The following is a 24,343-nucleotide window of genomic DNA, read 5'->3' as shown; positions in this document are numbered from 1 at the left end:
CGGTGACACCGGCATGCGAAGTGGCGCCAGTCTGGACCCGCGGATTCCGGGTAAACAAGCCTTACCGCACATGGCGGCGATGAGCCGACATGGCCTGCGGCGGCTGGTGTGCGTGACCTCGATCGGCGTTCACCCCGAGCTCCCGCCTGAGGAGAGGTTCTTTTTCCGTAAGGTGATCGGGCCGATTCTGCTGGCCATGGGGCGCCCTCTGTACGAGGACGCGCGCCGCATGGAGGAGATCGTGCAGGCCGCCGATCTCGACTGGACGATCGTCCGCCCTTCCGGACTGTTCGACGCCACGACCGTCACCGAATACCACATCGCCGTCGCGCCACAACGGCTGCCCGGCATGTTCACCTCCCGCGCCGACCTGGCCGACGTGCTCCTGCGCGAAGCCGCGGACGACCGGCACGTGCGCGCCTGCATCGAGGTGATCACCACCCAGGGCACCCCGAACTACGCCACCGTGTTCCTGAAGGAAGCGTTGCACACGGGTAAGTGATCCGGTGCCGGGAGATGGTCGTGGGGCTTGGTGTCAGGACGAGCCGAGGACGCAGAACTCGTGGCCCTCCGGGTCGGCCAGGCACGTCCACGGGACGTCGCCCTGGCCGAGGTCGAGGTCGGTGGCGCCCAGGGTGCGCAGCCGGGCCACCTCCGCCGCCTTGTCGTCACCGGCGTACGGCAGCAGGTCGATGTGAACGCGGTCCGGCACACTCTTCACGCCGGGTGTGCGGAGGAACTCGAGATACGGGCCGATGTTCTGGGCGGAGCGCAGCACCGCCTGATTGTCCGTCACCTCGTGCAGGGACCAGTCGGTCGCCTCGCCCCAGAACCGGGCCATGGCCCGCGGATCCACGCAGTCGACCACCACCGCGGCGATCGGCCCGGTGTCCCGGTAGATCTCCCGGGGCTCCAGCACACAGAACTCGTTGCCCTCCGGGTCGGCGAGAACCGTCCACGGCACGTCGCCCTGCCCCACGTCGGCCGGGGTGGCGCCGAGATCCTTCAGGCGCGCGACCAGCTCCGTCTGATGGGCCACCGATGTGGTGGCGAGGTCGAGGTGCGCACGGTTCTTCGTGGCGGTCTTGGGCTCCGGGACCGTGACGACGTCGACGCAGACGGCTTCCGGGTCCGGCCATACGTAGCCGCCGACCGGTTCGACGTTGGTCACGCCGGGTCCCTCGCTGGAAACACCCCAGCCGAGCGCCTCCGCCCAGAACCGGCCGACCACCGAATCGTCGAGAGCCTTCATGTTCACGTTGACAGGTCGCAGCGCCATACCGACGATCCTATGCACCCGCACCGCCGGACGTCCGCAGGCACCGTCGCCCAACGGGGATCAGAAGCCCCGCAGCTGTCGCTGTCGGCGGCTGCTGACCTGTGGCTCCGAGGGGGTCGAGGCCTGGTGGGCACTCGGCGCCGTCGCTCAGCGCCGTGTGGTCAGCTGTGCTGTCCGGGGGCCGCGTCAGTAGTCGAGATCCAGGTAGTCGATGTCATTGAGGGCGACACCCGACAGACCCGTCGCGCGGACACCGCCGTCCTGGAAGTACACGTCCTTGAAACCGTCGGCGATGATCTGCCGCATCTGCTGATCACCGGCTCCGGCATCGCGAGCATCGAACAACCGGCCTGCGTACTCCGGGGGAAGATGGACCGTCAGGCGGCGGAAGCGGCCGTCGTCGGTCGTGCCGACCGGGGCGGTGTAGCCGAACCGGGCCCTCGTCTCCACCGTGATGCCGCCCGTGGTCGCGGCCTGCCGCCTGCGGCGGGCGCGTACCTGCGGCTGCCAGCGCGCCCGCACCGCCTCGTCGATCTTCGCGGCGACGTCGGCTCGGGGGTGTTTGCGGGCGCCGCGGCGGTAGCGGTTCACGGAGTCGGCGGTGACACCGATCTCCCGCGCGACGGCCTTCGCGCTGCCCAACTGCCGGATCAGGTAACCGATCTGCGCCTTCGGTGTCTTGGGTGGCTCACGGGTGAAGGACTCCCGGTCCGCGCGTTCGATCGCATCCTCGATCTCCCCCACCGGTCACTCCCCTTCTTCCAGGACGGCGTCGCCGCCCTTGATGTGCCGGGCGGGGTTGTAGCCCGCTTCCATCGCATCGACCGCCCAGGACATCTCCTGGACACCCTCGAACTTCGCCAGGCCCGGGGTGGGCCCGAGACGGAAGGTGCCGGGGATGGGCTTGCCCGATGCGCTGTAGGGGATGATGTCGATCGGTGAGCGGGACGGCGAGGGGTAGACCACGCAGTCGGACAGCACCGCCAGCGGGTACAGGCCCGTCATCCTGGCCATGTTCAGCAGCTTGCGGTGCATGTTGACCCGCGCCTTGGAAATGACCGCGGCACGGATGTCCGGACGCCACGTCGGGCGCTCCATCGCCGGCCACGCATCACCCTCCCGGTACTCCTTGCCCTGCGGCCGCTCGCGGAGCTTGCCGATCCCGCCCTTCACCGTGGCCTTGATCGCGGCCAGCACGGCGGTCAGAGCCGGATCAGCCGTCCTGTGCCGCTCCATCGCCGCCAGAAACGCCCGGTCATCGAGATCCCGGGTGACACCCAGGTCCGCCATCGTGTCGACATACGCAGTCCGCAACCGATCATGCCACGGGTCCAGGAACGCCCCGGTCTCCCGCCTCAGATACGCCTCCAACGGCTCGACGTTGTAACCGAGTTCCTGCGCGTAGGCGACAGTGTGCGTCTGGTACCAAGCCGGACCCGTGGGAGGCAGACCGGACGGCGTGAACGGGCTGGGCAGACGCGGGTCCAGCTCAACGTGCGAGAGGTCCACCAGCCAGGAGCCCGGAATCTTCGGGTTGAACTTCGGGGCACGGAAGTGGTCCGGGGCCGAAAGGCCGACCACCAGGCGGCCCGCGGAGGCGAGGAAGGCGGTGTTCAGGTCGAGACCGAGTGCCCAGGGCAGGGACACCTCCTCCCCCGTGAGCAGGTTGACGTCGCGCACCCACTGATAGGCCTCCTCGTCGAGGAAGCCTCCCTGCCAGCCGCCGTGCACGACCAGAGGGTGTTCGGGGACGCATTCCGGCGGGGCCGGGTCGACCGGTTCCGTGCCGAGCGAGCCGGGATTGCGGCCCGCGCTCCACTGGCCGGTCGTACGGTCCTGCACCGCGCGAGTGGGCGGGCGCAGCGCCGTCATCAACTCCAGGCCCGACACGGCCGTCGAGCCGCGCGGAGTGACGACCCGCCGCGCGTACACCCCGAGGACGCGGGCGATGCCGGCCGGCTCCAAGTCCGCGACACCTGGCCAGGACCGCTCGTCGAGGGCGTCCCAGGGCAGGACCGCGAACTGCACGCACTGGCGCTGACTTCCCTGGGCCGGGCGGTACACGCGGGCCCACGGGCCGAACCCACGCTTCGTCAGCTTCCACTTCGCCCTGGTGACCTCCTTGACGACCGGATGATCTTCAGCCAGCCGCAGACCCCGGCGGTCCTCCAACCGCTCGGGCAGCCCGAGCTTCACGGCGGCGGCCGCGGTGAGCACGATCAGCGGGTCGGCGTCACGGCCGCTGCGGTGCAGTCTGGACGCGCCGAGCCCGGACTCGCGCAGCGTCCACTCCACCAACTCCGCGATGGTGGAAGCGGGGCAGTCCAGCACGATCCCGTCGACGCCGTATGCGCAGCCGTCGCCATCCAGGACAGCCAGCGGGCCATGCGGGTAAGCGGCATCGGCGGCGGCCTTCGGAGCTTGCGCGGCCGCGCGCCGCGACGACGTCACCGGACGGCCGGCCGGACCGGCGTTGCGATGCGCAACGGGCGCGGCCTCGACGGCGGGTGTCTCCACCGGCACGGCGCTCCCGGGCGCTGAGGCGGGCGTGCCAGTGAGCCTGGCCGGTGTCTCCGGCTGCGGCGGCGTGACAGCCGGGGCACTCGGAGTACCGTGAGCGGGATACTTCACCGCCCAGCCGTCCAGCAAACGCCGATACGCCTCCAAACGCGGCGGCTTCGGCTCACTCCTGCCGTTCTCGTAGTTCTTCACCGTCTGCGTCGACGTCTTCAACGCGACAGCGAGACGGGCCTGGGTGATACCGGCGGCCTCGCGCAGCCGGGCGCGTTCCGCCGGAGGCGGGAGCTGCGGCTCCTCTTCCAGCAGCGCGTCGACGGACGCGAACAGCTCTTCCTCGGTGGCCATGCGGATCTCCCTTCGCATGGCCACCCTAGCAACCCTTACCTCGTCATTTAACCTGCTTCTTTAACCCAATCAGGGGTCGGCTCCGCCCCCCCCCCCCCCCCCCCCCCCCCCCCCCCGTGCGTACGTGACGGCGGCAGCCGAATGCAGCTACTCAGTGGGGCTGCGGCCCGAGAGGATGGTTCCCACGGCGCGCTCCACCTCTGCGACGCGGTCGGCGAGTGCTGCCATGCCGGGTTCGGCTTCCGGGCTGTTGCGCAGGAGCAGTTTGATCTCGGCGAGCTGTTGGGTGATCTCTGTGAGCCGGCTCGTGTCCGGGCCGGTGGCGCGCATCGCCAACTGGCGGGTCTTGCGGTGCAGATCGAGGAACACGGTGACCTTGGTGCGCAGGACCCATGGGTCGACCGGTTTGGCGATGAAATCGGCGGCGCCGATGGCGTACCCCGGTAGGCGTAGTCGGCGCCGCCTTCGGTGCCGGTCACCAGGATGATGGGGACGTCTTTGGTCTGGTCGAGGCGTTTGATGTTGGCTGCGGTCTCGAAGCCGTCCATGCCGGGCATGCGGACGTCGAGGAGGACGACGGCGAACTCCTGGCGCAGCATGGCTTTCAGGGCTTGTTCTCCTGAGCGTGCGCGGACCAGGTGCTGGTGCAGTGGGCCGAGTACGGCTTCGAAGGCGATGAGGTTCTCCTCCATGTCGTCGACGATGAGGATGCTGCACGGGTTGGCCAGGTTGGTGTTCATCGTGCGTCCTCGGGCGGATCGTCGGCGGTGCCGGGGACTGGTGGGGGTGATTCGGGGGCGTCGGCGGTGTCCGGGTCCGGTGCGGTCGAGGGTGGCGGCGGATCGGTGGGCGGGTCGAGCAGGTCGCAGATCGCGGAGAGCAGGCGGTCGATGTTGACCGGTTTGGGCACGTAGTCGTTGGCGCCGCTGTCGATCGCCTTGTCGCGGTCCTGGGGCATGGCCTTGGCGGTGAGGGCGATGATCGGCAGGTGGGCGAGGCGAGGGGTGTCCCGGATGGCGCGGATGGTCTCGTATCCATCCATTTCGGGCATCATGATGTCCATCAGGACCACGGAGACGTCAGCGGCGCGTTCCAGGACTTCGAGGCCTTCCCGGCCGTTCTCCGCGTACCGCACGGTGATGCCGACCCGGCCCAGCGCGTGGGTGAGGGCGAAGACATTGCGGATGTCGTCGTCGACGATGAGGATGCGGCGCCCCGCCAGGACGCGGCCGGGGCGGCCGCTGAGCCATTCCTTGAGCCGGGTGGTCTCCGGCCAGGTGTCCTCGCGGCCGTTGGCGGGTTCGGTGGTCTGGCCGTCGCTCGTCAGGTCGTCGGGCAGGCGATGGGGGGACGTCGTGTCGGGCTGGAGGGCTTCCGTGGCGTCGAGCATGTGCTCGGGTGAGGTGTCCCCGGCGGCGGCCGGCGGCGGGCCCGGTTCCGGGGGAAGGGCGGGCGCGGTGCCGACGGTGCGCAGGTCCGCGGGGCCCTGCACCGCGGTGGCGCCCGGGTGAAGGGCGGGGATGTAGAGGGTGAAGCGGGAGCCCACGCCCGGCTCGCTCTCGGCGACGATCTTGCCGCCGAGCATTCCGGCGATCTCCCGGCTGATGGACAGACCGAGGCCGGTGCCTCCGTACTTGCGGTTGGTGGTGCCCTCCGACTGCTGGAACGCTTCGAAGATCATCGGAAGCTTCTCGGCGGCGATGCCGATTCCGGTGTCCTTCACGGAGAACGCGATGACGGCTGCGGCGTTCTTGAGCGTCTCCTCGGTGAAGCGCATGCCCAGCACCCGGCTGACGCGCAGCTCCACATGGCCGTCATGGGTGAACTTCACCGCGTTGGACAGCAGGTTGCGCAGCACCTGCTGAAGACGCTGCTCGTCGGAGTACAGCTCGCCCGGTACGTCCTTCTCGACCGCGATCTCGAAGCCCAGCCCGCGGTCGATGGTCAGCGGCCGGAAGGTCGCGTGGACGTAGTCGAGCAGCTTGATCAGCGGGAGGGTCTTGGGACGCACGTCCATCCGCCCGGCCTCGATCTTCGACAGGTCCAGGATGTCGCTGATCAGCTGCAGCAGGTCCGAGCCGGAGCGGTAGATGGTGGTCGCGAACTGCACCTCCTGTTCGGCCAGATGGCCGTCGGGGTTGTCGGCGAGCAGCCGGGCCAGGATCAGCAGCGAGTTCAGCGGCGTGCGCAGTTCGTGCGACATGTTCGCCAGGAACTCCGACTTGTACTGCGAGGCGGTCGCCAGCAGTGCGGCCTTCTCCTCGAGTTCGGCGTTGGAGCGCTGTAGTTCGTCGGACCGCTCACGCAGCTCGGAGGTGAGCCGCTGGGACTCCGAAAGCAGCGACTCCGTACGGGAGTTGGCGATGATCGTGTTGGTCGAGACGCCGATCGTGTTGACGAACTGGTCGATGAAGGCCAGGTGCACATCGTTGAACTTGCTGAGCGAGGCCAGCTCGATCACTCCGAGCACCTGGTCCTCGAAGAGGATGGGCAGGATGACGATGCTGGCCGGACGGGCCGTGCCCAGCCCGGAGTTGATGGTGATGTAGTCGGGCGGGACATCCGTGATGAGGATGCGCTTCTTCTCCTGCGCGGCCTGCGCGATCAGCCCGCGGCCAGGGGTCCCGGAGCCCGGCAGCGGATTGCCCCCGCCGGCCTGGTCGGTGCCGTACCCGGCGATGAACTGCAGGCCCTCGCCGGGCGGCGCCCCCGCCTCGGCCAGGAAGAACGCACCGAACTGTGCGTTCAGCAGCGGGGTCAGCTCGCGCAGGATCAGGTCGGCGACCTCCACCAGGTCGCGGTGGCCCTGCATGAGCCCGGCCATACGGGTCAGGTTCGACTCCAGCCAGTCCTTGGCGCGGGTGGTCTCGCGGAGGTTGGAGACCATGAGGTTGATGTTGTCCTTCAGTTCGGCGACCTCACCCTGGGCCTCGACCGTGATGGCGCGGGACATGTCGCCCTGGGTGACCGCGCTGGCCACCTCCGCGATCGCCCGGACCTGGGTGGTGAGATTCAGCGCCAGTTCGTTGACGTTCGTCGTCAGGCGCTTCCAGGTGCCGTAGACGCCCTCGACACGCGCCTGGCCGCCCAGCTGCCCCTCGCTGCCGACCTCGCGGGCCACGCGGGTGACCTCGGAGGAGAACGAGGAGAGCGTGTCGACCATCGTGTTGATGGTGGTCTTCAGCTCCAGGATCTCGCCGCGCGCGTCCACGTCGATCTTCTTCGACAGATCGCCCTGGGCGACGGCCGTGGCGACCTGAGCGATGTTGCGGACCTGCGAGGTCAGGTTGTACGCCATGAAGTTGACGTTGTCCGTGAGGTCCTTCCACACCCCCGACGCCCCGCGGACCTGGGCCCGGCCGCCCAGGCGCCCCTCGGTGCCGACCTCGCGGGCGACCCGGGTGACCTCGTCGGCGAACGCCCGCAGCTGGTCGACCATCGTGTTCACGGTCTCCTTCAGCTGCAGGATCTCGCCCCGGGCGTCCACCGTGATCTTCTGACTCAGATCACCGGTGGCGACCGACGTCGTCACCTGGGCGATGTTGCGAACCTGCGAGGTCAGGTTCGACGCCATGAAGTTGACGTTGTCCGTCAGCTCCTTCCACACCCCCGACACCCCGCGGACCTGGGCCTGCCCGCCCAGGTTGCCCTCCGTGCCCACCTCGCGGGCGACCCGGGTGACCTCGCCCGCGAACGCCGACAGCTGGTCGACCATCGTGTTGATCGTCGACTTCAGCTCCAGGATCTCGCCCTTGGCCTCCACCGTGATCGTCTTGCCCAGATCGCCCTGGGCGACGGCCGTGGCCACCTGAGCGATGTTGCGGACCTGCGAGGTCAGGTTGTCCGCCATGAAGTTGACGTTCTCGGTGAGGTCCTTCCACACTCCCGACACCCCGCGGACCTGGGCCCGGCCGCCGAGACGGCCCTCGGTGCCGACCTCGCGGGCGACCCGGGTGACCTCGCCCGCGAACGCCGACAGCTGGTCGACCATCGTGTTCACGGTCAGCTTCAGCTGCAGGATCTCGCCCCGGGCGTCCACCGTGATCTTCTGGCTCAGATCACCGGTGGCGACCGCCGTGGTCACCTGGGCGATGTTGCGGACCTGCGAGGTCAAGTTCGACGCCATGAAGTTGACGTTGTCCGTGAGGTCCTTCCAGACCCCGGACACGCCCGGTACCTGCGCCCGGCCGCCCAGTTGTCCCTCCGTGCCGACCTCCCGCGAGACCCGGGTGACCTCGTCGGCGAACGCCCGCAGCTGGTCGACCATCGTGTTCACGGTCAGCTTCAGTTCCAGCAGCTCGCCGGTCGCCTCCACCGTGACCTGCCGGGTCAGATCACCCCGCGCGACCGCCGTGGTCACCACCGCGATGTCGCGCACCTGGGCGGTCAGCCGGGACGCCATCGTGTTGACCGCCTCGGTCACGTAGCGCCAGTCACCGGCCAGGCCCTGGACCGTGGCACGCCCGCCGAGACGGCCCTCCGTCCCGACCTCCCGGGAGACCCGGGTCAGCTCGCCGGTGAACAGCGACAGCTGCTCCACCATCCGGTTCACCCCGCGCCCCAGGCGCCGCAGGTCACCGCGGAGCTGGCGCCTGCCGTCGTGCAGCTCGGCGCGCTGCGTCAGATCACCGTCGGCGACCGCGTCCAGGACGCGCGTGGCATTCACGATCGGGACGGACATTGCTTCCAGCAGCGCGTTGGCGGCGTCCACGCTCGTCGTCCATCCGCCCGCCCCGGGACTCGCCCCCAGCCGCTCGTCCAGCCGTCCCTGCCGGCCCACCTCGCGGCGTACTCGCTCCAGCTCCGAAGCCAGGTGCGCGTTCCGTGTGGTGATCTGGTCGAACTTGCCCGCCAGCTCCGCGAGGATCCCTTCGGGCACGTTACCCATACGTACCGTGAAATCACCGTCGCACAGAGAACTCATGGCCGCCAGCAGCGGACGCAGCTCGGCGGTATTCACCCACTCACCCCCCGGGCCGGGCGCAGGCCGTCCCACGTCCGCGGAACGGGGTGCAGCGGGCTGCCGCTCCCCGGATTCCGGCTCAGTGCCAACGAGTTCAGAGCGAGCGACAGAATCCATGGCAACACACTTCTCTTGGCACAAAAAAATATGACCAGTCACCATTTAGGCTACATTCGTCCTGTACTGGTCCGCAGTGAGCTGGGCAGGGGATGCCGTGAGGCCACAAGCGGGGTCGCAGACACGACGGGCCTTCGGCCCGCGTTCGACAGCACCAGCACGAATGCATGTACCCGCCAACGAACTCGCGGCCGCGGCGGCACGCAAGTTCGTGCGTGCCGCACTCACCGAGCGAACCGCGCCCCACTACCCCGAGGCGCCGGTGATCAGCGACCGGTCCGTCGACGATGCCGTGCTCCTCGCCGGCGAACTCGTCACCAACGCCGCCGCACACGCCGGGTCCGGTCTCGAAGTGGCCTGCCACCTCGAGACCGGGGACGCGCAGACCGGTGCCGAGGCCGGCTGGGTGGGTGTCGTGGTCGAGGTACTGGAGCACGGACCCGCTCGCCGTCCCAGCGGCAGCACAAGCCCTCACAGCCCCGTGCACGGTTACCGCCGGCAGCTCATGCACACACTGGCCGAGTCCTGGGGCGTGACCTGCCGTCGCGACGGGAAAGCCACGTGGGTCCGCCTGGAATGCGCGACGTCGGCGCCCCCGCCGGCCGACCCCGAGCGCCGCGTCGCCGGTCTCCCGGTCGAGGTCGACCGCCGCCCGCCGCCTCCCCCGGAGCCCACCCTGCCGCGCGGGCACCCCGGCCACAGAGCCCAGTGGGCCGAACGCGAAGGACAGTGGTTCCTCGCCGAGGCCGGAGAGCTCCTCGCCGGACAGCTGGACGAGGACATGGTCGCCGCCCTCGCCGGACAGCTCCTGGTCCCCAGGCTCGCCGACTGGTGCGGCATATGGCTCACCACCGACCACGCCGGCCTGAGGCTCTCCCGCGTCTGGCACACCGACGAACAGCGCATCCGCACCCTGCGCCGGTCCCTGGAGAAGGATCCCCCGAGCGCCGCCCTCAGCACGAGCGGTCTCCCCTGGCCCTGGCCCGAAGGCGAAACCACTCACAACTCAGGCGGCTCAGCCCTGGCCTTCCCCCTCGTCGCGGGCGGCCGCTACCACGGCACGCTCCTCATCGGCCAGGCAGGGCAACCCGAACTGACCGACACTGTCGTACGGCTCGTCGAAGACGTCGCCCGCCGCACGGCCCAGGCGGTGGTCACCGCCCGCCACTACACCCGCCAGGCGACCATCAGCCGCACACTCCAGCGCCGGCAGCTGCCCACCTCGCTCGCTGCCATGCCCGGCATCGACACGGCGATCGTCTACGAGCCCTGGGCGGAGGGCCAGACCGTCGGCGGTGACTTCTACGACCTGTTCCCCATGGGGCGCCACCGGTGGTGCTTCCTCCTCGGCGACGTCTCCGGCCACGACATGGAAGCCATGTCCGTCACCGGTCTCGCCCGTCACCTCGTACGGCTTCTCGCGCGCGAGGGCCACGGCGTCGAGACCCTTCTCAACCGCCTCAACCGCGCGATGGCCGAGGAAGCCACCGAAGCCGCCGCACCCCGCGGCGAACACGAAGGCCCCCGCCTGCTCAGCCTGCTCTACGGAGAACTCGAACCCGACGCCGCCACCGGCAGCACCCGATGCACCATCGCCAGCGCCGGACACCCGCCGCCCCTGCATCTGACGACCAACGGCACGGTGACATCCGCCGCCCGCCCCCAAATACTCCTCGGCGTCGAGGAACACGCCAGCTACCACGCCGACACCATCACCCTGACACCAGGCGAAACCCTGCTCTGTGTCACCGACGGCGTCACCGAACGCCGCAACGGCACCCAACAACTCGACGACAACAACGGCCTCGCCCGCATACTCGCCACCTGCACCGGGCTCGGCGCCAAGGCCATCGCCGAGCGCATCCGCCAGACCACCCACGACTTCAGCACTCAGCCCATCGCCGACGACATCGCCATACTCGTGCTCGAAGCAGTGCCGGTGCTCGGGAGCGCGGGAACCATCACGACCAGCCAGCCTCTTGGGTCGCCCTCGTAGGGGCTCCTGTTCCGCAGAGCTGCCGTCGCGCTACTTCACCCGCGCGCAGGACCACGCGGACATCCCCTGCAGCGCGGCCAGACGCCTGGCCACAGCGATCTGTTCCTTGCGGGTGGCGAGGTCGGCGCGCGGGGCGAACTTCCGTCCCCCGGCGGCCACCCAGCTGGACTGGGTGAACTGCAGGCCGCCGTAGTGGCCGTTGCCGGTGTTCGCCTTCCAGTTCCCACCGGACTCGCACGCGGCGATGGCGTCCCAGTCAGGCCCGAATCGAGCGGACGGCACGGCCTCCGCTCGGGTGGCAACGCCCAGTATCAAGGCGGCCGCGAAGACTACGAATGCCGGACTCGCCCTGCGGCGGCGACAGTCGCGCGTTCTGACCGTTTCAGCGTTCTGTGACGAAATCATATGTAGACCGTTGCACCGCGTCACATAAGTGGCGAATTGAGAACATGAACTCCTACGCCAAAAGAAGGCAGCTCCGCTGCGGCCTCGTTGCCGTCCCCCGAAGTGCCGTACGAGCGACTGCTCTACCCTCTCCTGCATGGCCGGTGGTGCTTTTTCGGCCTGGCAGATGGCTGATTCAGTCACCTGCGCCGAGGTGAACCGTCAGGAGGACCGTTGCACCAGGATGAGCGGGCGGACCGGCCCGGAAGTCAGGGCGAGCACCAGATCCAACGTGAGTTGGGCACCGTCGGCCGCGCTGACCGGTTCTACGACGAGCAGGTGCTGGACCGGCTCAATCCACGCATGCGGGAGTTCGTGGCCCGCCAGGAGATGTTCTTCCTCGCGACCTCGGACAGCCACGGAGAGTGCGACAGCACCTTCCGGGCCGGCCCGCCCGGCTTTCTCCAGGTACTCGATGAAGTACTCCTGGCCTACCCGGAGTACCGCGGGAACGGCGTCATGGCCTCGCTCGGCAACATCCGGGAGAACCCGCACGTCGGCCTGCTGATGATCGACTTCGCCCGGGACCGTATCGGCCTTCATGTCAACGGCCGGGCGCGGCTGGTCACCGACGGCGCGATGCGCCAGAGGTATCCCGGCCTGCCGGTGGATCCGGTACCCGGCCGTCGCCCTCATGTATGGGTGGAGGTCGAGGTCGAGGAGGCGTACATCCACTGCTCGAAGCACATACCGAGGCTGGTCGGAGCGCCACTGCGGCAGAACGCCGACAGGGCGGACGGTTCCGCCGCCGACGGCGAGCAGGCATGGGGCACGGACGACGTCAAACGCAAGGGCGGCGACTACTTCGGGGCGGCGGCCCAGGAGCGGGGGCTGGCTTCCCGCTGAGCGCCCGCCGGCCTCGTCTCAGGGAGTCCTCTGAGCGCGGTTCGGCCATCACCGCGTCGGCAGTCCGGCATGGCGCGAGGCACTCGCCGCGTGCGGATGAGACGGGGAGGCGGCCGCCGACGCCCGGGGGAGGGTGCGTCGGCGACCGCGGCGGGCAGCCGGGCCCCGGCTCCGTGGACCTGTCGACCGCGGCGTCCGGCGCGGCGGTCGTCGCGGTCGCCCTGGCCCCCAGCGACCGCACCCTTTACGCCACGCGCAGGCTTGCCGTCGGCGAGCTGAGCAACGAGGCGTGGGACACCGTCAGCGGACGGCGCCACGGTGCCGTCACCGATTCCCGGCCGGCCGGCACTCATCTCGTGGTACGCCCCGACGGGCGGCTGATCGTCGGCGACAACCGGGTGGCCCGGCTGCCTGACGGGCCGAGTACCGCCCGGGACCTCGTCCCGGGCTAGCAGATTCAGCACCCTCGCGTTCAGCCTCGACGGCCGCACCCTCGCCGTCGGCGGCGACAACGGCACACTCCAACCCGGTGGCGGACGTACACAACCGGAGACGGCGTACCGGAAGGTGTGCGGGGACTGAGGTCAGCCTCGGTACTCGTCGCGCGCGGACCGGGGGAGGGAGAAGCAGGACAGGACCACGGCGAAAGGCCAGACCGACTGGATCGTGGTCACCGCGCGTTCGGCCGCGCCAAGGGAACCCCGCTGGTGGAGTTCGGCCAGGAACCACGCCGCGCCCAGCGCCATCACGACGGTCGCCCCCAGAGACGGAAACGGCCGTAGAGCCCAGGGCACGGCGTCGCCCCTTCTGGCGGCCAGGACGGGCCAGACCGCGAGGACGACGAAGCCCACGACGGCGACCGAACCGTGGGTGAGAGAGCCGCCGTTGCTCGGCGCCGGAAACAGGGCCACGGCCAGGGCCGACACACCCCCACCGCCAGGGCCGCCCGTCCCGCGGGCGCGGCCGGGCGCAGTCCCCACGCGGTGAGCAGGTGGCAGATGCCCAGGGCGATGAAGGCGGCTGTCATCACCCAGTAGCTGGAGCCGCCGGGAGCCGCGAGGACGCTGATCGTCTGGGCGGCGGGGTCGTAGGAGGGGCCTTGCAGGGATGCCGCCACCGCCCAGCCCAGGATCAGCACGACGGGCGCACAGCCGGACGACAACAGGACCCATCTCGGAACAGATCGCACCAGGACACCGTAAAGCGGATCTTCGGCTTCTCGCCCCATGAGCGGCGAGTGGGAGCGGCGCCGCAACCGGTCGGCGTGCGATGCCCGTCCTAGAGGGCACCATGATCCGTTCAAGCTTCGCCGGCCCCTGGGCCGCACCGGTGCGTCAGCTGCTCGACTTCGCCTGGACACAGACGCGGGCCTGCGCGTTCGCCATCGCGCTGCTGTGCGGCGTGGCCGTGTCCGCGCTGCCGCCTCACCTCCCGGTGGCGCGCTACGACCTGCTGGTGGTCTACGGCGTGCTGCTCACGCTGGTGTTCTGGATGCGTGGCTGGGAGAGCGGGCGGGATGTCGCCGTCATCGCGGTCTGCCATGTCATCGGACTGGCCTTCGAACTGGTGAAGGTGTCACTCGGGTCCTGGAGCTACCCGGAGCCGGCCGTCCTGAAGTTCGCCGGTGTCCCGCTGTACGGCGGGTTTCTCTACGCGGCTGTCGGCAGCTACATCTGCCGTGCCTGGCATCTGTTCGACCTGGAGATCGTGCGCTATCGGCCGCGCGCGACCGCCGCGGTGGCCGCGGCGGTCTACGTCAACTTCTTCAGCCATCACTGGCTGCCCGATGTGCGGTGGGTGCTGGCCGGGCTGCTCGTGGCCGTCACGATGAGGACGTCGGTGCGCTTCACGGTGCGGGGCGTGCGCCGGCAGATGCCGCTGGCCGTGTCGTTCGTCCTGATCGGGTTCTTCCTGTGGGTGGCGGAGAATCTGGCCACTCTGGTCGGCGCGTGGCGCTATCCGTACCAGGAGCACGGGTGGGAGCCCGTGGGGGTGGCGAAGTTCGGCGCCTGGGCGTTGCTGATCAGTGTGACCTTCGTCCTGGCGGCGGTCGGTCGGCGCGCGGGCTCCGGGGCGACCCGGTAGGCGCGGTGAGCGAGCCCGGGGAGCACGGCTCTGCCGGGTGCGCGAGTCGTCGCCGGAGCTCTCGACTGAGTATCATCCTATGGACGTATTTGAGGTAATTTGCAACCGAGGGTTCTTCACCGACCGTGACCACCCTCGCCGGAGTGATCAATGTCCCGCACCGGCACCACGGACGACGGCGACGAGCTGCTGACCAGGCTCGGGGACCTGACTGCCCAGGCGCGAGCGCAGGCCGAGATGCAGCGCTCCCGGGTCGAGCTGGCCCTCGCGCTGCAGAGCGACATGCTCCCGCGCGATCTGCCCGTCGCCCGGCGGCTGCATCTGGCCGTGCGGTACGCCCCCGCCTGCCAGGGCCTCAACGTGGGCGGCGACTGGTACGACGCCTTCACACTGGGCGACGGCCGTATCGGCCTGTCCATCGGTGACGTCCAGGGCCACAACATCGAGGCGGCCGCCTTCATGGGGCAGGTGCGGGCCGGGCTGCGGGCCCTGGCCTCCGTCACCAGTGAGCCGGGCGAGGTCCTGGCCCGGACCAACGATCTGCTGCTGTCCCTGCGCTCTGACCTGTTCGCCACCTGCACCTTCATGCGGCTCGATCCGTGCGCCGGGGTGCTGGAGAGCGCGCGGGCGGGACATCTGCCCTGCATCTGGGCCACGGCCGACGGCAAGTCCGGACTCACCGCGGACGAGGGCGGTCCACCTCTGGGTGTCCAGACGGGGGCGCGGTATCCGGTGACCCGGTACGAGCTCACCACGGGCGGAGTGTTCGTGCTGCTCACGGACGGTGTCGTGGAGGGGCCGTCGATGCCGCTCGAGGAGGGACTGGACCAGGTGACCCGGCTCGCGGGCATCGCCGCGGTGGCGGGCATGGACGTGGACGCGCTCGCGGCCGCCGTGATCAAGGGGGCCGAGCGTGTGGGGCACGACGACGACGCCGCCGTCCTGGTGGTCGGCCTCGACGGGCCGGACGCTCAGCCATAGGGCCGCAGAGCCCCGCTCCCGCCTCGCCGACGCGGCGACCTCGGTGTCTGATGGCTGCTGTGGTGGGTAGCCAGGATCTGCGCAAGCCGGTCGTCCTCGCTCTGCAGACGCTGGCCGTCGCCGCCTGCTATTACGTGTCGGGGAAGCTGGGCCTGCTGCAGGAGCTGGTCGTCGAGGGCGCGGTCGTCACCCCCATCTGGCCCCCCACCGGCGTCTCGGTCGCCTTCCTGCTGATCCTCGGGCTGCGCTGCTGGCCGGGGATCGCCCTGGGCGCCTTCTTGGTCATCGTGTCCATCACCTCCCTCACGCCGTCCTCGCTCGGCGTCCTGGCGGGCAACACGGCGGCGCCCGTCGTCGGGTATCTGCTGCTGCGCCAAGCCGGATTCCGGACCGATCTCGCGCGGCTGCGGGACGGTCTCGCCCTGGTGTTCCTGGGGGCGTTCACCGCCATGCTGATCAGCTCGACCGTGGGCGCCGGGCTCCTGATCGCCACGGGGAAGCTCGACTGGCCGAGCTTCTGGGCCGTGTGGCTGGCCTGGTGGGTGGGCGACGCGATGGGCGTGCTGATCATCACCCCGGTGCTGCTCCTGCTGGCCCGCCTCCGCCCGCCCCTGCTTCTGACGCGCTGGAAGGAGGCCTCGGGCCTGGCGCTGATCGCCTGTTGTGTCGTGCCGCTGGCCGCTCACAGCTGGCTCAGCCTGCTGTTCCTCGTCTATCCCCTGCTGATCTGGGCTGCGCTGCGTTTCCAACTGGCGGGCAGCATGCTGTGTGCCCTCTTCGCCTCGATCATGGTCACGGCGGCGGCGACCGACGGGAGCGGGCCGTTCGACGGGCTCAGCCGCGTGGAGGTGATGCTCAAGCTGCAGGCCTTCAACGGGGCGATGGCCCTCACGGCGCTCATCCTGTCGGCCGTGATCACCGAGCAGATCAACACCCGGCGTTCAGTGGAGCGCGCATGCCAGGAACTGGTCGAGGTCCTGGAGCACCTCACCGCGGGCGAGTCCGCGGACGGCCGTGCCCCTCCGGAGGAGGGCGGGCTCGGGCGGAGGCAGGACGAGTGACGGCCCCGGGGCCGCGCCGTCGCCGGAACGCAGGGTGGGCGTCATGGCCGAGGTGGAGGTGCCGCAGCTGCTGGTGTCGCCCGCGCACCGGCCGGCCGGACGGCCTGCGGACGGACCCTCCCCGGCCCGTCGGACGAGCGCGTGCCCCGGGTGGAGGTACGCCGCGGTCTGGGACTGGTCCGCGACCGCTACTGCGCCCGGCCCGCCCACTGGAACGCGCCGGTGACCATCATGGCCGCGGAGAGCCTCCCGAAGGACGCCGGCCTTCGCCACACACGCCGGAACACCCCGCTCGGCGGCGACGACATCGACTCGTACATCGGTACGACGATCTCCCTGGACTGCGGCGGCGGGCCGGTGGAGTTCGCCGTGCACCGGCCCGCCCGGCCCTGCGCCTGGATGGACGTCCCGATCGGACCCGGCGCCCAGCGTGACCGGGGCCGACGCCGTGTCGTGAGCCGCACGGCCGCGCCCGGACGCTCAGCCGGCCGACGGAGCCATGCGGATGGCGGCGATGTCGAGCTGCAGACGCACCTTCTCGCTCACCATGGCACCGCCCTCGGCAAGCCTGCTGTTGTACGTCAGCCCCCAGTCGGAGCGGTTGATGGTGGTGGTGCCGTCGAATCCGGCCCTTTCGTATCCGAAGGGGTCGGTGACGTGTCCGATGTAGGTCAAATCGAGCACGACGGGACGTGAGACGCCTTTGATGGTGAGCTCGCCCGACATGCGGAAGAGGTCCGAGCCCGTCTGCTCCACGCCGGTGCTGGTGAAGCGCATACGCGGATAGGCCGCGGCGTCCAGGAAGTCACGGCCGACCAGGTGGGCGTCGCGCTGTTCCACCCCGGTGTCGACGCTGGAGGTGAACAGGGTGATGTCGGCCCGCGACCGGGCGGGGTCGCGCGCGTCGAAGTAGAGCCGGCTTTCGTACTCCAGGAAACAGCCGCGCACGGTGGTCACCATGGCATGCCGGACGGAGAAGCCGATCCTGCTGTGAGCGGGGTCCACGACCCATTCACCGGTGAGGTTCGTCAGGTGGGGGTCCGGCAGCACGGCAGTGGGGGATGCCGGTGCGCCGGCCGGGCGCTGTGGGGGGACAGGCGGCGCCTGCCGACGGGACGACACGACGCGGTTGAACAGGTTCATGATTCATCTAGGTACTTGAGTTTGGTTATTGCCGCAAGTCCCCTTCCGGTTTGCGGCTGTTGAGAAGGCACCCGTGACCTTTTTGCCGCCGCTTTGCACAAAACCCACACACGCCTGTCGCGGCGCTTTGACGAAATAACCACCCGAAACTCCATGGAATTTCATTTCGGGCATATCGGTATTCGGCTTACGTCATCTCGATCGCGAGGTCGTTGTCGACGGTGTAGTAGGGACGCGCGGCAGTTCCGTCCGCGGTGATCGCCGGATAGACGTACACGTGCTTGCGGTCCGCCACGTCGTCGAGGAGCCGGCCGATCCTGATCGGCCGCGCGTCGGCGGTGGGCCGGACGAAGGCGTCCCAGAACCGGCCCGCTCCCCCGCCGTCGACCGTCAGGTCCTTCCGTTCGGCGGTGAAGGAGAAGCCCTTGCCGTCCTCGGCGATCCGGGGGCTCAGGCTCCGTACCGTGTCGCTGCCGCGCAGGCGCAGGCGCACGGTGGCGTCCTCGTGGAGCCTGGCGCCGTGCAGACGGGCCTCGACCGTGACGGCCCGGTCGGTGACGTCGATGGTGCGGGCCTCGGCGTGGGCGGTGCGCAGCCATGCCCGCAGGGCGAGGAAGCTGTCCTTCGTGACGTACGGGATCCGGACGGCGACGGGTGAGGGCCGGTCGCGGAGGTGTCCGTCGACGAGGACGCGCAGGTCCCGCAGGCCGGGGCGCAGCCGCTGCCGCCCGGCTCCCGCTTCCGGCAGCAGAAAGAGGTCCCAGCGGCCTTCGTCGAGGGCTTGGTGCGGTTCCAGCACGGTGTGCCAGGTGCCGTCCGCCGGGTCGGGTTCCAGCTCGAAGTGGTGGCGGGTCGTCTCTGGACGGCCCTTCTTGGGGCGCAGCACCAGGAGCAGCTCGGGGCGGGCGGACGAGGCAGCGGGCAGGCGGAAGGTGATCCGGCCGTCCGTGTCGATGGCGCAGTCGGTGCGCACGGGGGTGTCGTGGTGGTGCTTGCTCATCGTTGTCCCTTCCGTATCGCGCGCAGGGCGCCGGCGGCAGCGGTGTGGGCGAGGTCGCGGGCGGCGTGGCCGCGGCCGGCCAGCGGACTGTCCGTACGGCGGTGCTGACCGGTGGCCCGCCGGCCCGTGTTCTTGGCCGTCATGGCCTCGTCGATGATGCGTTCGGCCTGTGCGACGACGGGGTCCGGGGCGAAGCGGTGGGCGTTCTCCAGGGCGGTGCGGCCCATGCGGCGGCGGCGTTCGTCGTCACCCACGAGTTCCAGCAGGGCCGAGGCGAGCGCGTCGCGGTCTCCGACCGGCACCAGCCGGCCGTCGGCTCCGTCCTTGATGATCTCGCCGGGGCCGTAGGGGCAGTCGGTGCTGACGACAGGCAGTCCGCAGCGCATCGCCTCGACGATCGTCATGCCGAACGGCTCGAAGTCGGACGTGGCCGCGGCGATCGAGGCCTTGGCCCATTCGGCCTCCATCGGGGTGGCGGCCCCCATCAGGAACACGTTGTTCCACAGGCCCAGGCGTTCGATGAGCTGCCGCAGGGCAGGCTGTTCCTCTCCCTTGCCGTAGATGCGCAGCTGCCAGTCCGGGTGCGCGGCGGCGACCTGGGCGAACGCCTCGACGAGGAGGTCGTAGCGCTTCACACGCACGAGCCGACCGGCGGCGATCACGATCTTGGCGGTGCCGTCGGCGGGAGGCAGCGCGGGGTCGGGGACGCTGTTCGGGAGGGCTTCCACATGGACGCCGGGCAGCCACATCTTGCGCCGGTAGGCGGCGGCGTCCGCTTCCGTGACGGTGGTGACGACGTCGAGGCGGCGGTAGGCGCGGCGCAGCGCGGTGCGCAGCCGCGGGGAGTGGTTGTCCAGCGTGAGGTGCTCCTGACCGACGCGCAGGACGCGCTGCGGGGCCTGACGGGCGATGTGCACGTTGAGGCCCGGGCGGGTGCCGATGACGACGTCGGCGTCGAGCGAGGCGAGGTGCTCGCCGATCCGCTGGTCGGTCAGCTCGCTGTACTGGTGGTGTCGGTACTCGGCGGGCGGGTACACCCGCGCCGGTCTCCGGTGCAGCGGATGGTCCGCTTCCTTGCGCAGGTCCACCAGCGGCCGCAGCCGCACCCGGGGATGCGGGGTGAGGTTGGGGTGCTCCCGGTGGCGTAACGCGGAGACGATCTCCACGTCGTGCCGCTCGGCTAGCGCCCCGGCCAGGTTGAACGTGGTGGTGATCGTGCCTCCGATTCCATAGGCGTTGTGGATCAGGAAAGAGATCTTCATGGTGGCCTAGACCGCGTCAACGATCGAAGCGTTGTTCGTCGTTACCACTCTGTGGCCGTGGCAGGGCAGGGCGGGCGTTCCTGCCGGATCAGACATGATCTCGGACATAAGTGGTCTGGGCCATACCCGTTGCCGCCCGGTTGTGAATAGCTTGACGTGTTTGCCCGCAGCAGCGTCGCGTCATCGGGTGCACCCGCGTATCGATCTTCAGGAGACCCATGCGCCCCCGCATAACCTCCCTCCCGCGCATCACCTCCCTCCCGCCCTTCGCCCTGGCCGGCGGCGCGCTGGCCGTGGGGGTCGGCGGGCTGTATCTCGCGGGGCTGATGCTCACGGGCGGGGAGATCGACACCGGCACCACCGTGCGCGGGGTGGAGATCGGAGGGCTGAGCCGCGCCGAGGCGGTACGGAAGCTGGAGCGGCACCTGGGTGCGGACGGATCGCGGGAACTGCCTGTGAAGGTCGGGGAGCGCACGGGCACGGTCGATCCGCGGCACGCCGGGCTCTCCTACGACGCCCGGGAGACCGTCGACCGGGCGGCGCGCACCGGTACCGATCCGTTCAGTGTGTTCGGCGGGTTCTTCCGCTCGGGCGGTGTGATCGAGCCGGTCGTACGCCTGGACGAGGACAAGGCCCGGGCGGCCCTCGGGCGGCTGGCGAAGGGGCTCGACCAGAAGGTCCGTGACGGTGCCGTCTCCTTCGACGGCGGGCGGGTCGAGGAGGTCGCGCCGCGCACGGGGTACGCGCTGGACGTGAACGCCGCGGTCACTCCCCTGCGCGACTCCTTCCTGCGCGGGGACGGCGACGCGGTCACATCGCTGCCCGCCCGTGAGACCCGGCCCAAGGTCACGGCCGACGAGGTCGGGCGGGCGGTGCGCACGTTCGCGGAGCCGGCCGTGTCGGCGCCCGTCACACTCACCGCGGCCGGCAGGCGGTTCACGGTCGGCCAGGACGTGCTGGGCGAGCATCTGACGATGCGGCCGGACGGCAGCGGCAGACTGAGACCGGAGCTGGACGCCGAGGGGCTGCGCACCGACCCCGCCGTGGCCGGCCCGCTGGACGAGGTCACCACCACCGCCGAGAACGCCAGGCTGAGCTCGGACGGCGACAAGGCCGTGGTCGCCGAGGACGCCAGGGTCGGCCGAGAGGTCACCGACAAGGCGCTGGGCAAGGCGGTGCTGCCACTGCTCACGCGATCGGGCGGCGACCGCGACGGCGAGGTCGCCGTACGCGAGACCCAGCCGGAGGTGACCCGGGAGAACGCCCCGGAGCTGGGGCTGACGGAGAAGATGTCCTCCTTCACGGTCCACTTCGAACCGGCCGAGTACCGCACGAAGAACATCGGCCGGGCGGTGGAACTCATCAACGGCTCCCTCGTCAGGCCGGACGAGATGTGGAGCTTCAACCGGACCGTCGGCGAGCGCACCGAGGCGAACGGCTTCGTCGAAGGCATCATCATCCTCGACGACAAGTTCACCAAGGCGTCCGGCGGCGGCGTCTCGGCCGTCGCGACGACCATGTACAACGCGCTGTTCTTCGCCGGGGTCAAGCCCGTGGAGCACGGCGCGCACTCCTTCTACATCGAGCGCTACCCGGAGGGCCGCGAGGCCACGGTCGCCTGGGGCAGCCTGGACCTGCGATTCACCAACGACTCCGGCAAGGCGATCTACATCCAGGCAGAGTCCACGGACACGTCGGTGACCGTCTCCTTCCTCGGCACCCGCAAGTACGACGAGATCAAGTCGGTCAAGGGGCCGCGCACCGAGGTGAAGAAGCCGTCGAAGAAAAAGAGCAAGGACAAGGAGTGCGTGCCGCAGACTCCGCTCGAAGGGTTCGACGTCACCGTGGAGCGGATCTTCTACAACGACGGCAGGGAAGTGAAGCGGGAGCCGTACCGCACGCACTACACACCGCGTGACGAAATCATGTGCGAGTGATCCACCCGTCGTTCGTCCGCACTTGGAACTCTCCTTTCCTGCCAGGACGTTGACCCCTCCCTGAGCCGTCAGCAGAATGAGCGCGCAGTGAGCTGAGAGCGCTCTCAAGGGAGATTCATGACTGGCAGACAAGGCCCGGCGTTCAGCCGGCGTTCGCTCATCGGTGCCGGACTCGGTATCAGTGCCATGGGGCTTGCCGCGGCCGGCCCAGGGCAGGCCATGGCGGCCGGTGCGGCCGTCGCCGGCCGGGAATCGGCCCCGGTCCGGGGACGGGCCTTCCTCGCCGCGGCCATGGACGCCTATCCCGACCACGGCGCCATCCGCCTGACCCAGAGCTACACCGACCAGGCCGGCCTGTTCAGCACCGCGTTCACCTACGACAACGCCCTGGCGATCCTGGCCCACCTGGCGGCGCGGACCTCGGGTGGTCTCAGCAGGGCAACGGCGTTGGGCGACGCCCTGCTCTACGCCCAGTCGCACGACCCGGTGCATGACGACGGCAGGCTCCGGCAGGCATACAACGTCGGGCCGTACACCTTCTACGACGGCTCGCGGCAGCCCGACGGCTTCGTACGGGCGGACGGCAGCGCCAACGTCGGTACGCAGTTCGGCTTCACCGGCACGGCCGTGGGCGACATGGCCTGGGCGGGGATCGCGCTGAGCGCCCTTGCCCGCCGCACCAAGGCACGCCGCTTCCTCGCCGGTGCCGTACGCATCGGCGAGTGGATCGAGCGCACCGGCCGGACCGACGAACCGCTCGGCGGCTACAAGTTCGGAGTGGACGGGGCGAACCAGAGGCTGCCGTTCACCTCCACCGAGCACAATACGGACCTGGTGTGTCTCTTCGGCCGGCTCGCCCGGCTCACCGGGGACCGGGTGTGGCCGGAGCGACGCGGGCGGGCCGAGGCGTTCGTGCGGAGGATGTGGGAACCGTCCGGGGGCTTCTTCTACACCGGCACGAACGACGGAGTGACCGTCAACAAGTCCCCGATCCCGGAGGACACACAGACCTGGACCCATCTCGCGCTCGGTTCCGCCGGCCGCTCGCGTTCGCTGGACTGGGCCGCGGCCGAGCTGGCCGTTGTTGATCATGCCGAGCGCAGGAACAGCACGGTGCCCGCAGGGTCGTACGAGGGGGTCACCTTCAGCTCGGCGAGTCTGGTGGCGGACGAGGACGCGCCGATCGCCGAGGGTCAGCCCAAGCCCGACCGCAACGGGGTGTGGTTCGAGGGGACGGCCCACCTCGCGCTCGCCCTGCGGGACCGGCGGGACCGTGGTGACGAGGCACGCGCCCGGCGCCTGATCGCCTCGATCGAGCAGGCCCAGGAGCTGCTGGGCGGGGGTCAGACCCTCGGTGGCAAGGCCCTCCCCGAGCGGGCCGGAGTCGTGTCCGCGAGCAGTCCGCTGGACACCGGGTTCGGCTTCGGCTACTACCCGTACCGGCACACGGGGGCGACCGCCTGGTACCTGATGGCCGCGGCGCGCTTCAATCCGCTTCAGGCGTGACGGGCTGCCCGGTCCGCCCACGCGTGCGACGGACCGGGCAGCTTCTCAACGGACGCGGTGAACGGTCTGGTCGGTCAGTTCGTAGCGGGCGCCCACGATCGCCAGCTTGCCGGTGGCGATCCTCGTGGCGAGGTCGGGCTCCGCTTCCAGCTTGGAGCGTACGAGACTGACATTGGCGTCGACGGTCGCGTCGATGCGGGCGTCGCCTTCCTTGCTGTGGTCTATGGCCGGGCCTATCTGGTCGGCCAGGTACTGGATGTGCGCGGGCAGGTGGCTCCCGGACTGCTCGGCCTCGACAGCGGCACGCACCGCGCCGCACGACTGGTGCCCGAGCACGACGACCAGGGGTATGCCGAGTTCCAGAACGCCGTAGGCGACGCTGCCGAGTACGGCCTCGTCCAGGACCTCACCGGCCGTGCGGACGGTCATCAGGTCGCCCAGTCCCTGGTCGAAGACCAGCTCCGGGGGGACACGGGAGTCGATGCAGCCGAGCACGACCGCGAAGGGGTGCTGAGCTGTGGCCAACGTGCGCCGGATCTCCAGGCTTTCGTGTGGGTGGCGTTCACGGCAGGCGCGCCAGCGACGGTTGCCGGCGGCCAGCTCTTCGAGGGCCTCGGCCGGGGTTTCGGGCCGTGAGCCTTGGGTGGGGGCGGCGGCGGCCGGCCGGGCGGCGCCGAGGCCCGCGCCGAAGGCTGCGGCCCCGGTCAGCGCGGTGCGCAGGAGCGTGCGGCGGACGGTGCCACCGGTGGTCGGCCGTGGACCGGCGAAGGGGTGCGGTTCACGGCCGGCGCCTCTGTGGGCAGCGGAATCTGTCTTCACGACCAGAACGTATGCCCGAATGTGCGCCCGGCCGCGTTT

18 protein-coding genes and 2 pseudogenes are annotated in these 24,343 nt (G+C 70.0%); 9 read left to right on the top strand and 11 right to left on the bottom strand.

The annotated features are described in order from the left end of the window. The first annotated feature begins 70 nt into the window (after positions 1 to 70). Positions 71 to 502 carry an NAD(P)-dependent oxidoreductase gene (locus tag ACQEV8_RS42000; RefSeq protein WP_432972100.1) on the top strand — a complete coding sequence of 144 codons (432 nt, stop codon included), beginning with the start codon at positions 71 to 73 and terminating at the stop codon, positions 500 to 502. Between the two features lie 33 nt (positions 503 to 535). On the opposite strand, the gene ACQEV8_RS41995 is transcribed toward ACQEV8_RS42000, so the two are convergent. From ACQEV8_RS41995 to ACQEV8_RS41975, 5 genes and pseudogenes are all read right to left on the bottom strand, one after another. Continuing rightward, a complete protein-coding gene (locus ACQEV8_RS41995) occupies positions 536 to 1,279 on the bottom strand; it encodes a VOC family protein (protein WP_432972097.1) in 744 nt (247 codons plus the stop codon). Between the two features lie 186 nt (positions 1,280 to 1,465). Then, complete coding sequence (tpg, locus tag ACQEV8_RS41990; RefSeq protein WP_432972094.1) at positions 1,466 to 2,023, bottom strand: telomere-protecting terminal protein Tpg; 558 nt, start codon at positions 2,021 to 2,023, stop codon at positions 1,466 to 1,468. A 3-nt stretch (positions 2,024 to 2,026) separates the two neighbouring features. Beyond that, the gene (tap, locus tag ACQEV8_RS41985) at positions 2,027 to 4,144 is read right to left on the bottom strand and encodes a telomere-associated protein Tap (RefSeq protein WP_432972091.1); all 2,118 of its coding nucleotides are present in this window, start codon (positions 4,142 to 4,144) and stop codon (positions 2,027 to 2,029) included. 147 nt (positions 4,145 to 4,291) lie between these two features. Beyond that, positions 4,292 to 4,884: pseudogene (locus tag ACQEV8_RS41980) on the bottom strand (response regulator). Further along, positions 4,881 to 9,224, bottom strand: coding sequence for a HAMP domain-containing protein (locus ACQEV8_RS41975; RefSeq protein WP_432972088.1), 4,344 nt, complete (start codon positions 9,222 to 9,224; stop codon positions 4,881 to 4,883). Before ACQEV8_RS41975 ends, ACQEV8_RS41980 begins: the two are co-directional and overlap by 4 nt. 163 nt (positions 9,225 to 9,387) lie before the next feature. Here ACQEV8_RS41975 and ACQEV8_RS41970 point away from each other — a divergent pair, with 163 nt between their 5' ends. Next, positions 9,388 to 11,220 (top strand): SpoIIE family protein phosphatase, encoded by a 1,833-nt coding sequence (locus ACQEV8_RS41970; RefSeq protein ID WP_432972085.1) that lies wholly within the window; start codon positions 9,388 to 9,390, stop codon positions 11,218 to 11,220. A gap of 30 nt (positions 11,221 to 11,250) precedes the next feature. On the opposite strand, the gene ACQEV8_RS41965 is transcribed toward ACQEV8_RS41970, so the two are convergent. After that, a complete protein-coding gene (locus ACQEV8_RS41965) occupies positions 11,251 to 11,625 on the bottom strand; it encodes a transglycosylase family protein (protein ID WP_432972082.1) in 375 nt (124 codons plus the stop codon). Positions 11,626 to 11,838: 213 nt separating this feature from the next. Between ACQEV8_RS41965 and ACQEV8_RS41960 the strand changes: the two genes are divergently transcribed. Both ACQEV8_RS41960 and ACQEV8_RS41955 read left to right on the top strand, forming a co-directional pair. Then, positions 11,839 to 12,510: a pyridoxamine 5'-phosphate oxidase family protein gene (locus ACQEV8_RS41960; protein WP_432972079.1), complete on the top strand. Its 672-nt coding sequence runs from the start codon at positions 11,839 to 11,841 to the stop codon at positions 12,508 to 12,510. 173 nt (positions 12,511 to 12,683) lie between these two features. Next, positions 12,684 to 12,962: a hypothetical protein gene (locus tag ACQEV8_RS41955; protein ID WP_432972076.1), complete on the top strand. Its 279-nt coding sequence runs from the start codon at positions 12,684 to 12,686 to the stop codon at positions 12,960 to 12,962. Positions 12,963 to 13,094: 132 nt separating this feature from the next. Here the strand turns inward: ACQEV8_RS41955 and ACQEV8_RS41950 are convergent. Continuing rightward, positions 13,095 to 13,738: pseudogene (locus ACQEV8_RS41950) on the bottom strand (DUF998 domain-containing protein). A 62-nt stretch (positions 13,739 to 13,800) separates the two neighbouring features. Here ACQEV8_RS41950 and ACQEV8_RS41945 point away from each other — a divergent pair. The 3 genes from ACQEV8_RS41945 (at position 13,801) to ACQEV8_RS41935 (ending at position 16,637) form a co-directional block, all read left to right on the top strand. Continuing rightward, a complete protein-coding gene (locus tag ACQEV8_RS41945) occupies positions 13,801 to 14,595 on the top strand; it encodes a DUF817 domain-containing protein (RefSeq protein WP_432972073.1) in 795 nt (264 codons plus the stop codon). 150 nt (positions 14,596 to 14,745) lie between these two features. After that, positions 14,746 to 15,576 carry a PP2C family protein-serine/threonine phosphatase gene (locus ACQEV8_RS41940; RefSeq protein WP_432972070.1) on the top strand — a complete coding sequence of 277 codons (831 nt, stop codon included), beginning with the start codon at positions 14,746 to 14,748 and terminating at the stop codon, positions 15,574 to 15,576. 59 nt (positions 15,577 to 15,635) lie between these two features. Continuing rightward, positions 15,636 to 16,637 (top strand): MASE1 domain-containing protein, encoded by a 1,002-nt coding sequence (locus ACQEV8_RS41935; protein ID WP_432972067.1) that lies wholly within the window; start codon positions 15,636 to 15,638, stop codon positions 16,635 to 16,637. 480 nt (positions 16,638 to 17,117) lie between these two features. Here ACQEV8_RS41935 and ACQEV8_RS41930 read toward each other — a convergent pair whose 3' ends face one another. From ACQEV8_RS41930 to ACQEV8_RS41920, 3 genes are all read right to left on the bottom strand, one after another. Continuing rightward, positions 17,118 to 17,780 (bottom strand): YceI family protein, encoded by a 663-nt coding sequence (locus ACQEV8_RS41930; RefSeq protein ID WP_432972064.1) that lies wholly within the window; start codon positions 17,778 to 17,780, stop codon positions 17,118 to 17,120. A gap of 187 nt (positions 17,781 to 17,967) precedes the next feature. Further along, positions 17,968 to 18,780, bottom strand: a complete 813-nt coding sequence (locus tag ACQEV8_RS41925; RefSeq protein WP_432972061.1) for a transferase — start codon at positions 18,778 to 18,780, stop codon at positions 17,968 to 17,970. Continuing rightward, a complete protein-coding gene (locus tag ACQEV8_RS41920) occupies positions 18,777 to 20,042 on the bottom strand; it encodes a glycosyltransferase family 4 protein (protein WP_432972058.1) in 1,266 nt (421 codons plus the stop codon). Before ACQEV8_RS41920 ends, ACQEV8_RS41925 begins: the two co-directional genes overlap by 4 nt. A 218-nt stretch (positions 20,043 to 20,260) precedes the next feature. Here ACQEV8_RS41920 and ACQEV8_RS41915 point away from each other — a divergent pair, with 218 nt between their 5' ends. Both ACQEV8_RS41915 and ACQEV8_RS41910 read left to right on the top strand, forming a co-directional pair. After that, positions 20,261 to 21,979 carry a VanW family protein gene (locus tag ACQEV8_RS41915; protein WP_432972054.1) on the top strand — a complete coding sequence of 573 codons (1,719 nt, stop codon included), beginning with the start codon at positions 20,261 to 20,263 and terminating at the stop codon, positions 21,977 to 21,979. A 117-nt stretch (positions 21,980 to 22,096) separates the two neighbouring features. Then, on the top strand, positions 22,097 to 23,485 hold the full coding sequence (locus ACQEV8_RS41910; protein ID WP_432972051.1) for a Tat pathway signal sequence domain protein: 1,389 nt from the start codon (positions 22,097 to 22,099) through the stop codon (positions 23,483 to 23,485). A 45-nt stretch (positions 23,486 to 23,530) separates the two neighbouring features. On the opposite strand, the gene ACQEV8_RS41905 is transcribed toward ACQEV8_RS41910, so the two are convergent. Beyond that, complete coding sequence (locus ACQEV8_RS41905; RefSeq protein ID WP_432972048.1) at positions 23,531 to 24,304, bottom strand: carbonic anhydrase; 774 nt, start codon at positions 24,302 to 24,304, stop codon at positions 23,531 to 23,533. Positions 24,305 to 24,343 lie beyond the last annotated feature (39 nt).

It is taken from the genome of Streptomyces sp. CA-179760, from assembly GCF_050937045.1.
Lineage (GTDB): Bacteria > Actinomycetota > Actinomycetes > Streptomycetales > Streptomycetaceae > Streptomyces.
Note: the sequence above shows the minus strand (reverse complement) of the source record. Positions and strands in the feature narration are given on the sequence as shown.

Excerpts from the sequence above, each read along its gene's own strand:
- ACQEV8_RS42000 (WP_432972100.1), top strand. The coding sequence starts at position 71 with ATGGCGGCGATGAGCCGACATGGCCTGCGGCGGCTGGTGTGCGTGACC.
- ACQEV8_RS41995 (WP_432972097.1), bottom strand. The coding sequence starts at position 1,279 with ATGGCGCTGCGACCTGTCAACGTGAACATGAAGGCTCTCGACGATTCG.
- tap (WP_432972091.1), bottom strand. The coding sequence starts at position 4,144 with ATGGCCACCGAGGAAGAGCTGTTCGCGTCCGTCGACGCGCTGCTGGAA.
- ACQEV8_RS41975 (WP_432972088.1), bottom strand. The coding sequence starts at position 9,224 with ATGGATTCTGTCGCTCGCTCTGAACTCGTTGGCACTGAGCCGGAATCC.
- ACQEV8_RS41970 (WP_432972085.1), top strand. The coding sequence starts at position 9,388 with ATGCATGTACCCGCCAACGAACTCGCGGCCGCGGCGGCACGCAAGTTC.
- ACQEV8_RS41965 (WP_432972082.1), bottom strand. The coding sequence starts at position 11,625 with ATGATTTCGTCACAGAACGCTGAAACGGTCAGAACGCGCGACTGTCGC.
- ACQEV8_RS41945 (WP_432972073.1), top strand. The coding sequence starts at position 13,801 with ATGATCCGTTCAAGCTTCGCCGGCCCCTGGGCCGCACCGGTGCGTCAG.
- ACQEV8_RS41940 (WP_432972070.1), top strand. The coding sequence starts at position 14,746 with ATGTCCCGCACCGGCACCACGGACGACGGCGACGAGCTGCTGACCAGG.
- ACQEV8_RS41930 (WP_432972064.1), bottom strand. The coding sequence starts at position 17,780 with ATGAACCTGTTCAACCGCGTCGTGTCGTCCCGTCGGCAGGCGCCGCCT.
- ACQEV8_RS41925 (WP_432972061.1), bottom strand. The coding sequence starts at position 18,780 with ATGAGCAAGCACCACCACGACACCCCCGTGCGCACCGACTGCGCCATC.
- ACQEV8_RS41920 (WP_432972058.1), bottom strand. The coding sequence starts at position 20,042 with ATGAAGATCTCTTTCCTGATCCACAACGCCTATGGAATCGGAGGCACG.
- ACQEV8_RS41915 (WP_432972054.1), top strand. The coding sequence starts at position 20,261 with ATGCGCCCCCGCATAACCTCCCTCCCGCGCATCACCTCCCTCCCGCCC.
- ACQEV8_RS41910 (WP_432972051.1), top strand. The coding sequence starts at position 22,097 with ATGACTGGCAGACAAGGCCCGGCGTTCAGCCGGCGTTCGCTCATCGGT.